This window comes from Streptomyces smaragdinus, from assembly GCF_009604385.1.
In the GTDB taxonomy this organism is placed as follows: Bacteria; Actinomycetota; Actinomycetes; order Streptomycetales; family Streptomycetaceae; genus Streptomyces; species Streptomyces smaragdinus.
This window is the reverse complement of the sequence record NZ_WEGJ01000005.1, coordinates 340,383-349,930: the sequence shown is the minus strand read 5'-3', so window position 1 is coordinate 349,930 and position 9,548 is coordinate 340,383. Positions and strand designations below refer to the sequence as shown.

Genomic DNA, 9,548 nt, shown 5'->3' with positions numbered 1-9,548 from the left:
CTCAGCGGTCCGGGGCGCTGACCCACAGCCCGCGCTCGTCGCCGCGCGGGTCGTCGACGACGCCCTGCTCGGGGTCGTCGAAGACCATCACGGGACGCTTGTCCAGGTCGTACGGGGCCCATCCGGGGGGGGGTCAGCCGGCGACGCCGTGCAGGGCGACGGCGACCGCCGTGCGGGCGATCGTGTCCGGATCCTCCGCGGCGCCGAGCTCGGTCCGGCGGACGGCGGCGTCCACGACGCCCTGCAGGAGCATCGCCGTGAGGCGGGGCTGCGCGTGGCCCAGGGCCGCGAGGGCGTCGACGACCACGGAGACGAGCCCGCCGTGGGCGGCGCGGATCTTCTCCCGCGCGCCGGCGTCCAGCTCGCCGGCGGAGATGGCGACGACCGCCCGGTGCCGGCGGTCGCCCACCAGCGCCAGCTGGCTGCGGACGTACGCCTCGACCTGCCCGGCCGGTGTCGCGACGGCCGCCATGGCCGCCTCGACCTCCGCGGCCCAGACGGGGAAGTCGACGGCGCACAGCTCCTCGACGACCGCGGCCCGGCTGCGGAAGTACTCGTAGACGGAGGACCGCGCCAGCCCCGTGCGCTCGGCGAGCGCGGGGAAGGTCAGCGCCTCCGTGCCGCCCTCGGACAGCAGGGAACGCGCGGCGTCCAGCAGCGCGGCGCGCTGCATGTTCCGGTGCTCGGCCACGGAGGCCGCTCTGATGCGGGGCACGGCACCACTGTATGCCCCCGCCCCGCGGCCCGGGAGGGATCCCGTCCGTCCCGCGCTCACCTGCCGAACGCGGCCAGCTTGGCCCGCAGCTGCAGCACCGACTTGGTGTGGATCTGGCTGACGCGGCTCTCCGTGACCCCCAGGACCTGGCCGATCTCGGCGAGGGTCAGACCCTCGTAGTAGTAGAGGGTGACGACGGTCTTCTCCCGCTCCGGGAGCGTGTTGATGGACCGGGCCAGCAGCCGGCGCAGCTCGCGGTCCTCGGCGACCTCGACGGGGTTGTCCGCCGCCGTGTCCTCCAGGGTGTCCATCAGGCTGAGCCGGTCGCCGCCCTCGGAGCCGACGTGCAGCAGCTCCTCCAGGGCCACCACGTTGGCCAGGGACAGCTGGCTGAACACCGCGTGCAGCTCCTCGATCGGGATGCCCATCTCGTCGGCGACCTCGGCCTCGGTGGGACTGCGGCGCAGGCTGGCCTCCAGCGTGCCGTAGGCCCGCTCCACGGCCCGCGCCTTCTGCCGGACCGAGCGGGGGATCCAGTCCAGCGCGCGCAGTTCGTCGATCATGGCGCCGCGGATCCGGGTGATCGCGTAGGTCTCGAACTTGATCGACCGCTCCGGGTCGAACTTCTCGATCGCGTCGATCAGCCCGAAGACACCGGAGGAGACGAAGTCCGCCTGCTCCACGTTGGACGGCAGCCCGACGCTGACCCGGCCGGCGACATACTTGACCAGGGGCGAGTAGTGCAGGATCAGCTGCTCGCGCAGCCGTCCGTCGCCGCTGCCCTTGTAGGCGCGCCACAGCTTCTCCAGCGAGCTGGGCACCGGGGGACGCGGCGAGGCGCACTCCGCGTCGGACGCCGCCGCGCGGTCGGACCCATGGGTGTGCTGGGGCATGCGTGCCTAGTGCCGTTCCGTCTCGAGGTGCCTCGATGCACGGCGCCCGGCCGGGTGACCGGGAGCCGGAATCCTGGTGAGCGTAGCGTGACATCGGGGTCGCGGAGGGCGACTGACGACACTTTCCGTGGCCGCAGATACGTTCCGCTGCCGACGCCCGCGGGCGGCCCGCGAGCCGCCCGGAAGGGGGCGCGAACCGGTCGCCGCGGGGGTGTCCAGAGGGCCGTTTACTGTCATCCCCTTCACCCTTTCACCGGAACTCCGCAGGTCAAGGACCGCCTCACCACCTGATCGGGTGCTCTCGCCCGGTGGGCACCAACTGCCATCGATCGCCCTTGCGTTCGACGAAGCCAAGAGACAGCAGCTCATAAAGCCTGCCCAAGGCTTCGTCGCGCTCCGTGCCCGACTCCCGGGCCACCCAGGCGCCGTCCACACTCCCCCTCCCGGGTAATGCGTCGAGCACACGTGCGGCCACCGGCGAGAGCCGGTCCCGGCGGGTGACCGGTCCACGCGCCGCGGGCGCCAGATCCGCCCCGATCCGGCCCACGAGCTCGGCGACGTGCGCGGCCCCGGTGACCACCTCCGCCCCGTCGCGCAGCAGCTCGTGCACCCCCGCGGAGCCCGCCGAGGTGACCGGCCCCGGGACGCCCATGGTGATGCGCCCCAGCCTCCGCGCCTGGCGCGCCGTCGACAGGGACCCGCTGCGCAGCGCGGCCTCGACGACCACGGTCCCCCGGGTGAGGGCGGCGATGACCCGATTGCGCAGGATGAACCGGCTGCGCGAGGGGTGCTCCCCCGGCGCCAGCTCCGCCACCAGCAGTCCCTGCGCCGCCAGCCGCCCGATGAGCTCCGCGTTCCCCGGCGGATAGACCCGGTCCACCCCGCAGGCCAGCACCGCGACGGTGGCCCCGCCCGCCGCCAGGGCACCCCGGTGGGCGGCGGAGTCGATCCCGTAGGCCGCACCGGACACCACGATCCACCCCCGCTCGGCGAGCCCCGCGCCCAGCGCCCCCGCCACATGCGCCCCGTACTCCGTACAGGCCCGCGCCCCCACCACGGCCACCGACCGCAGCGCCCAGAGCCTCAGGTCCGGACTCCCGCGCACCCACAGCCCCACGGGCCGCGCGTCACCCAGATCGTCGAGCTGCGTCGGCCACTCCCGCTCCCCCGGGCACACGAACCTCCCGCCCCCCGCCTCGAACCGCTCCAGCGCCCGCACCGGATCGAACCCCCCGGCCCGCCCCCGGAACCCGCCCGCCGCACGCCCCCCGAGGTACGGCGGATCACATCCCTCCCGGCTCAGATCCCGGGCGACGGCCTCCACCCCGTACTCCCTGACCCACCGCCCGACCGCCGGGTCCCCGGGCTCGACGACCCGGCTCAGCATCACCCGGGCGACCCGCTCGTCGCCCGCCGTCAGACAGTCCCCGTCCATCCCTCACCCCCGTACCGGAAAGGTCACCCCGCGGGGCACCCCCGTGCGCATCTCCAGCGCGAAGTTGACGTCCTGCGCCGTGGGCCGGTCGTGCCCCGCCAGATCCGCCACCGACCAGGCCACCCGCAGCACCCGGTCCAGCCCCCGCGCCGTGAGCAGCCCCCGCTCCATGTCCGTCTCCGCCTCGTACATCGCCCCCGGCGCCGGAGGCCACCGCGTCCGCAGCTCGTACCCGGGCACCTCCCCGTTCGTCCGCCACGGCGTCTCCGCCAGCCGGGCCCGGGCCCGCTCCCGCGCCGCCAGCACCCGCGCCGCCACGGACTCCGTGGACTCACCCCCCGGACCGGCGCCGGTCAGCTCCGGCCGCCCCACCGGCGCGACCGTGATCCGCAGATCGACCCGGTCCATCAGCGGCCCGGAGAGCCGCGCCCGGTACCGCCGGACGATCTCCGGCCGGCAGTCGCACGGATCACCGCCCGTGCTGCCGTAACGCCCGCACGGACACGGGTTGGCCGCCAGCACCAGCAGAAACCGCGCCGGCATGCTCATCATCCCGGCGGCCCGCGCCACGACCACGTACCCGGACTCGAGCGGCTGCCGCATGGCGTCCAGCACCTGAGGCCGGAACTCCGCCGCTTCGTCCAGAAAAAGCACCCCTCTGTGCGCCAGCGAGACCGCCCCCGGCCGGGGCAGCCCCACCCCGCCGCCGACGATCGACGGCATGGACGCGGAGTGATGGGGCGCGCAGTACGGCGGCCGGGAGAGCATCGGCCGGCCCGGCGGCAGCGTGCCGGCCACCGAGTGGACGGCCGTCACCTCCAGCGAATCCTTCTGCGTGAGCGGCGGCAGCAGCCCGGGCAGCCGCTCGGCGAGCATCGTTTTGCCCGCTCCGGGCGGCCCCTTCAGGAAGAGGTGGTGCCGCCCGGCCGCCGCGACCTCCAGCGCCGTCCGCGCCATGTGCTGGCCCGCCACGTCCGCCAGGTCCGGCGGCGGGGAGCCGTCCGCCACCCCCGTGCCCAGGCCCGCCCCGGGGATCGAGAGGCCGGCGAGCAGCGGATCGGGGCGGGCCTCCGCCGCCTCGTCACGCTCCTCCTCCGGCGGGACCTCGCCGTTCAGCAGGGCGATCAGCTGGCGCAGGCTGCGGATGCCGAGCACCGACATCCCCGGCACCAGCGCCGCCTCCGCGGCCGTCCGCTCCGGGACCACCACATGCTTGAACCCGGCGTCCGCCGCCGCCAGCACCGCCGGCAGCACACCCCGCACCGCCCGCACCCGGCCGTCCAGACCCAGCTCGCCGAGCATGACGAGATCGGCCAGCTGCGGCGGGGCGATGCGCTCCGCCGCACCGAGCACCGAACACGCAATGGCGAGATCGAAGCCCGAGCCGCCCTTGGGGACGGACGCCGGACTCAGCCCCACCGTGAGCTTCTTCTGCGGCCAGGTCACGCCCGAGTTCACCACCGCGGCCCGGACCCGGTCGCGGCTCTCGGCGAGGCTGCGGTCCGGCAGGCCGACCAGGGAGAACGCCGCGACGCCCGGCTCCAGATCGGCCTGCACCTCGACCACCACGCCCTCGACGCCGACGAGGGTGACACAGCACGTACGCGCGAAACCCATCAGGCCACACCCCGCACATGCTCGATCCGGGCGGCGCCCCGGTCGGGCAGCACCACCCCGACGAGATCGATACGGACCCCGCCCGTCGGCGGGCCGCCGTGCCGGCGCAGCCACTCCTCGGCCAGATGTCTCAGCCGGGCGGCCTTCTCCCGGGTCACGGCCTCCATGGGGTGCTGGAAGCCGTGACCCGAGCGGGTCTTGACCTCACAGATCACCAGGGCGTCGTCGTCCAGGGCCACCAGGTCGATCTCGCCCTCACGGCAGCGCCAGTTCCGGGCGAGGACCGTCATGCCCGCCGCCGCGAGCGTGCGCTCCGCAAGGCGCTCGCCGTAGCGCCCCATTGCCTGTTTCGCGTTCGTCACGCGGATCACCTCCGGACATCACGATGCCCGGACAATCCGCAAGTTTTGGATCTTGGTGGACAACCCGGGTGACCGAGTTGTCCACAGGGGGAAAACAGGACTAGCTGCCGAGCTCGTCGGACGGCAGCTCCAGATCCGACTTGTTCAGCTCCTCGATGTTCACGTCCTTGAACGTCAGCACCCGCACCTGCTTGACGAACCGCGCCGGCCGGTACATGTCCCACACCCAGGCGTCCGCCATCGAGACCTCGAAGAACACCTCACCCTGGACCGAGTGCACCTGCATCTCGTAGTCGTTGGTGAGATAGAAACGGCGCTCGGTCTCGATCACGTATTTGAACAGACCGACGACATCGCGGTACTCCCGGTAGAGCTTCAGCTCCATCTCGGTCTCGTACTTCTCGAGGTCCTCGGCGCTCATGGCGCGTCCCCTTCCGCCGTCGTCACCCCATTGTGCGTCAGACCCGCTCGGAAACGAGGCGGACCGGACGACTCGGTGGTCCCTCGTCGATCAGCCGCCCCAGCAGTTCCGCGAGTGTGGTCGGGTACACGGTCTCACGCGTGGCGGACAGTTCCGCGGAAGTCCACCACCGCAGTCCCGTCACGCTGCGCCGCTCCAGCTCGGTCCAGCCGTCCGTGGACGTGGTCAGGGACGCTCCCGGGCTGCCGGCGCGGGCCAGGTAGTACCACTCGTCCTGCTGCCACCGCCGGCCGTCGAACGGGAAGGAGCACCGCCGCTGCCACAGCACCGGCCCCAGGCTCACCTCCGAGGCGGCAATCCCGGTCTCCTCGGCCAGCTCCCGCAGCGCGGCCTCCTCCCGGGTCTCCGCGCCCTCGAGTCCGCCGCCGGGGGTGTACCACCAGCGCACGGACGGGTCGGCCGGCTCGTACCCCTGCATCAGCAGGATCCGGTCCTCCGGGTCCAGCAGCACCACCCGCGCGACCTGCCGCTCCACCGCCTCAGCCACGACTGCCCCCCACCTTCCGCGCCACCGGCCCGTACGCCGCTCCCGCCAGGATCAGCAGCGCCCCCGCCATGATCGCCCACACCAGGGGCTCCAGCGGTCCCGGCGAGGACACCCCGCCCGGCAGCTCCGCGAAGCCCGACGGCCGCGGCAGCATCCCCGCCCCGCCCAGCGGCCACGCGGTGGCGTCCACCCGCCCCTTCACCGCGGAGACCGGGACGGAGCCCTGCGCCTGTTCGGTCAGCCGGTCCGCCGAGTCGATCGAGATCCCGCGGTTGTCACCCAGCAGGAAGAGCCTCCCCTTCTCCACCCTGGTGGAGAAGTGCTGCTCCGTCGTCATCACCCCGCCGTCCAGATACGGCTCCTCGACGGGCTTCCCGTTGACCGTCAGCCGGCCCTCGGCGTCGCAGCAGCGCACCTCGTCGCCGCCGAGGCCGACGATCCGCTTGACCTCGGGAGCGGTGCCCCACGTGGCGTCCTGGAAGACCACGACGTCACCGCGCCGGACCTCGTCGGCGGATATCCGCTCGGCCAGCACCTTCTGGCCGCCCACGACCGTCGGGGACATCGAGTCCGTGGGCACGGTGTACGGCTGGTAGAGGACCGCCGCCCAGGCGAAACCGCCCAGGAACAGCACACAGCCCAGCGCGACGGCCACGTTCGACACCACGTTCGCGGCCCTGCGGCCGGCTGATCCTCGTACCATGCGCGGCACATTACTTCACAGGTTTGCCGCAAGGTATCCGCGCCGGGTCCGGGAACCCGTCCCGGCCGGTGGTCCGGGGGTGGTCCCCCGGGAAAACACAGCGTCACGGCCCGGTGAGGATCACCGGGCCGTGACGTCACACACCAGAGGCCGTCAGCCGTCGAGCCCCGCCCGCCGGATCAGCCGGCGCCGCCGGACGAGGACCAGCGGAACCGCGCCGAGCAGCCCCAGGCCGGCCGGGGCGGCGCCCAGCGCCTTGTCGGCCACCTGGTCGCCGATGCCGGGCTGGTCGTACGTGTCCGGGATCGGCAGCGTGCCCCAGCGGGAGATCGGCCAGGCGCGGACGACCGCACGGCCCACGACCTCGTCGTTGTCGACGAAACCGCCGCCCGGCTGCTCCATGTGCCAGCGGGAGTCCAGCGAGTCGTTGCGGTGGTCGCCCATCACCCAGATCTTGCCCTCGGGCACCTTCAGCGGACCGAAGTTCTTGTCCTTGCACGGCGTGGTGCCGGGGAACGTCACGTAGTCCGACTCGTCCAGCGCGACCCCGTTGACCTTCACCGGGCCGTCGCCGTGGCACTCGACGGTGTCACCGCCCACCGCGATGACGCGCTTGACCAGGTCCTGGCCCTCCGCGTACAGGCCGATGAAGCCGAGGACCCGCTGCACCGGACCCGGCTCGGGGGCCTCGGCGTCCGGCAGCCAGTCGCCCGGGTCGTGGAAGACGACGACCTCGCCGCGCTCCGGCTCGGAGCCGAACCACGGGGTCAGCTTGTCGACCAGGATCCGGTCGCCCCGCTGGAGGGTGTTCTGCATCGAGTCCGACGGGATCGAGAACGCCTGCAGCAGGAACGTCTTGATCAGCAGCGCCAGCACCAGGGCGATGCCGATGAGGATCGGCAGCTCCTTCCAGAAGGACCGGTGCTGCCGCGCCGCGGGCGTCTCGTCGTCGGGCTCGTCCACGTCGTCGTCCGGGCCGGATCCACCGGGGCCGTGGCCCGCCGGGTCGTCGGGTTCGCTCACGTCCGGGTCCGGGCCGGCGCCGTCAGCGACGGGCGCCGGCGGGCGCTCGTCGAACTCGTCGTCCTGCCCGGAGCGTGCGCCGACTGCCACGTCCCCCACATCCACTCCTCAACTGTCGCCGTCCATGGTCGCGCCGCCTGTACCCGATCCGGTGCAGGCCCACCAATCCCATAACGAGCGGGAGTTCCGCAGGAGTCGGGAGAGGGCCGATTACTTGCGAACCGTCTGCCGGGGGGCTGTCCACGCCGTCGACGAGCGAACCGATCTGTGCCGAGGACACACTAGTGTCCCCCGGCTCCGGTTCGGGAACCGACGCGTAGGTGTCCGGATCCTCGAGCCGCCGCCAGTGGCCGAACGGCCAGGCGATGGCCCAGGCCTTGCCCACCACATGATCCTCGGGGACGGTGCCGTAGTACGGGCCGTCCTGCGGGCTCTTCCCGCCGTGCGCCCGCGAGTCCGCCGAGTTCGACCGGTGGTCCCCCAGGACGAAGATCCGTCCCTCCGGCACCCGTACGTCGAACGGCTCGGTCGACGGAACGTCGCCGGGATACAGATAGGGCTCCACGATCGGCGCCCCGTTGACCGTGATCCGCCCCTGCTTGTCGCAGCACACCACCCGGTCGCCGCCCACGCCCACGACCCGCTTGATCAGGTCCTGGTCCCGGTCGGAGGGCAGCAGGCCGATCCAGGTGAGGAACTCCTTGCCCTGCTTGACGACCGGGGGGTCGTCGTTCTCCCGGAAGGTGGTGTCGCCCTGCAGCCAGCCGCCGGGGTCCTTGAAGACGACCACGTCGCCGCGCTCCGGCTTCGCGCCGAACCAGGGCGAGAACTTGTTCACGACGACCCGGTCGCCGATCTTGATGGTCTGCTCCATGGACCCGGACGGGATCACGAAGGCCTGCAGCACGAAGGTCTTGATCACCAGGGCGATGACCAGCGCCACCCCGATGATGATCGGCACCTCGCGGACCGCCGAGCGGCGCCGTTTGCGTTTGATCTTCTTCTCCCGCAGCCGCCGCTCCACCCGCCCGCCGGGCACGACGTCGACTCTGGCGTGGCTACCCATACGACGGCCGCCCGATCGACGCCCAGCGTCCAGCCGGCCAGCCGATCCAGTCGGCGCGTCCGATCACCCGGTCCACGGGCACGGTGCCGCCGCCGGGCGCACCCAGATAATCGCGCGAATCCCGGGAGTCACTCCGGTGATCCCCCATGACCCAGAGCCTCCCTTCCGGCACCACGACGTCAAACGGTACGCGGGACGGCGTATCCCCCGGATAAAGGTAACCGGCCTCGTCAAGAGGCATGCTGTTGACCGTCAGCCGCCCCTGGAGGTCACAGCAGCGCACGCGGTCGCCGCCGACCCCGATGACCCGCTTGACGAAATCCGTCTCGACGGGCTCCGCCAGCCCCACGGACGAGGCCGCCTGGCGCAGCAGCCGCCGCACCTTGTTCCCGCCGGTGTCCTCGACGAACGATCCCGTACCGTCAAAGACGATCACGTCACCGCGCCTGGGCTCGCCGCCGAAGGAGTACGCCAGCTTGTTCACGAGCACCCGGTCGCCGGGCCGCAGCGTCCCCTGCATCGATCCGCTGGGAATCAGGAAGGGCTGCACCACGAACGTACTGACCAGCAATATCGTCACCAGGCAGACGGCGGTCAGCGCCGCGGCGGGCCGCAGCAGCCGGACATAACGCGAGGAGCGCGACAGCTCCTCCTCGCCGGCGTCCGAAAGGACCTCGGACGGGGAGGAAGGGCTGTCGCGCTCCGAAAGCTGTGCGTGCGTGTCCATCGGGGACGAGCGTAGCCGCCCGTCTGCGCCCCGTGGACG

Annotated in this window: 11 protein-coding genes; all 11 read right to left on the bottom strand. The window is 72.5% G+C overall.

Translation table 11 applies throughout. The features are described from left to right. Positions 1-133: 133 nt before the first annotated feature. The 11 genes from SRB5_RS11970 to lepB (SRB5_RS11920) all read right to left on the bottom strand — a co-directional run bounded on the left by SRB5_RS11970 (position 134) and on the right by lepB (SRB5_RS11920) (position 9,509). Positions 134-691: a TetR/AcrR family transcriptional regulator gene (locus tag SRB5_RS11970; RefSeq protein WP_323377781.1), complete on the bottom strand. Its 558-nt coding sequence runs from the start codon at positions 689-691 to the stop codon at positions 134-136. Positions 692-771: 80 nt separating this feature from the next. Further along, positions 772-1,608 (bottom strand): RNA polymerase sigma factor WhiG, encoded by an 837-nt coding sequence (gene whiG / locus SRB5_RS11965; RefSeq protein WP_153451615.1) that lies wholly within the window; start codon positions 1,606-1,608, stop codon positions 772-774. 280 nt (positions 1,609-1,888) lie between these two features. After that, positions 1,889-3,043 carry a DNA-processing protein DprA gene (dprA, locus tag SRB5_RS11960; protein WP_153451613.1) on the bottom strand — a complete coding sequence of 385 codons (1,155 nt, stop codon included), beginning with the start codon at positions 3,041-3,043 and terminating at the stop codon, positions 1,889-1,891. Between the two features lie 3 nt (positions 3,044-3,046). Then, the gene (locus SRB5_RS11955) at positions 3,047-4,660 is read right to left on the bottom strand and encodes a YifB family Mg chelatase-like AAA ATPase (protein ID WP_153451611.1); all 1,614 of its coding nucleotides are present in this window, start codon (positions 4,658-4,660) and stop codon (positions 3,047-3,049) included. Next, positions 4,660-5,022, bottom strand: coding sequence for a YraN family protein (locus SRB5_RS11950; protein ID WP_323377773.1), 363 nt, complete (start codon positions 5,020-5,022; stop codon positions 4,660-4,662). Before SRB5_RS11950 ends, SRB5_RS11955 begins: the two co-directional genes overlap by 1 nt. A 100-nt stretch (positions 5,023-5,122) precedes the next feature. Further along, positions 5,123-5,443: a DUF2469 domain-containing protein gene (locus SRB5_RS11945; RefSeq protein ID WP_153451610.1), complete on the bottom strand. Its 321-nt coding sequence runs from the start codon at positions 5,441-5,443 to the stop codon at positions 5,123-5,125. A 37-nt stretch (positions 5,444-5,480) separates the two neighbouring features. Further along, complete coding sequence (locus SRB5_RS11940; protein ID WP_323377772.1) at positions 5,481-5,990, bottom strand: NUDIX hydrolase; 510 nt, start codon at positions 5,988-5,990, stop codon at positions 5,481-5,483. Then, entirely contained in the window at positions 5,983-6,693 is a 711-nt protein-coding gene (gene lepB, locus SRB5_RS11935; protein WP_153451608.1) for a signal peptidase I, read from the bottom strand. Before lepB (SRB5_RS11935) ends, SRB5_RS11940 begins: the two co-directional genes overlap by 8 nt. 153 nt (positions 6,694-6,846) lie before the next feature. Further along, positions 6,847-7,806, bottom strand: coding sequence for a signal peptidase I (gene lepB / locus SRB5_RS11930; RefSeq protein WP_323377770.1), 960 nt, complete (start codon positions 7,804-7,806; stop codon positions 6,847-6,849). Next, positions 7,739-8,782 (bottom strand): signal peptidase I, encoded by a 1,044-nt coding sequence (gene lepB, locus SRB5_RS11925; RefSeq protein WP_153451606.1) that lies wholly within the window; start codon positions 8,780-8,782, stop codon positions 7,739-7,741. The genes lepB (SRB5_RS11930) and lepB (SRB5_RS11925) overlap by 68 nt, the downstream gene beginning before the upstream one ends. After that, positions 8,775-9,509 (bottom strand): signal peptidase I, encoded by a 735-nt coding sequence (gene lepB, locus SRB5_RS11920; protein ID WP_153451605.1) that lies wholly within the window; start codon positions 9,507-9,509, stop codon positions 8,775-8,777. The genes lepB (SRB5_RS11925) and lepB (SRB5_RS11920) overlap by 8 nt, the downstream gene beginning before the upstream one ends. Between the last annotated feature and the right edge of the window lie 39 nt (positions 9,510-9,548).

What these genes read in the sequence shown, in the direction of transcription:
- lepB (WP_153451605.1), bottom strand. Translation starts at nt 9,509, where the DNA reads ATGGACACGCACGCACAGCTTTCGGAGCGCGACAGCCCTTCCTCCCCG.
- SRB5_RS11945 (WP_153451610.1), bottom strand. Translation starts at nt 5,443, where the DNA reads ATGAGCGCCGAGGACCTCGAGAAGTACGAGACCGAGATGGAGCTGAAG.
- SRB5_RS11955 (WP_153451611.1), bottom strand. Translation starts at nt 4,660, where the DNA reads ATGGGTTTCGCGCGTACGTGCTGTGTCACCCTCGTCGGCGTCGAGGGC.
- whiG (WP_153451615.1), bottom strand. Translation starts at nt 1,608, where the DNA reads ATGCCCCAGCACACCCATGGGTCCGACCGCGCGGCGGCGTCCGACGCG.
- lepB (WP_153451606.1), bottom strand. Translation starts at nt 8,782, where the DNA reads ATGGGTAGCCACGCCAGAGTCGACGTCGTGCCCGGCGGGCGGGTGGAG.
- dprA (WP_153451613.1), bottom strand. Translation starts at nt 3,043, where the DNA reads ATGGACGGGGACTGTCTGACGGCGGGCGACGAGCGGGTCGCCCGGGTG.
- lepB (WP_153451608.1), bottom strand. Translation starts at nt 6,693, where the DNA reads ATGGTACGAGGATCAGCCGGCCGCAGGGCCGCGAACGTGGTGTCGAAC.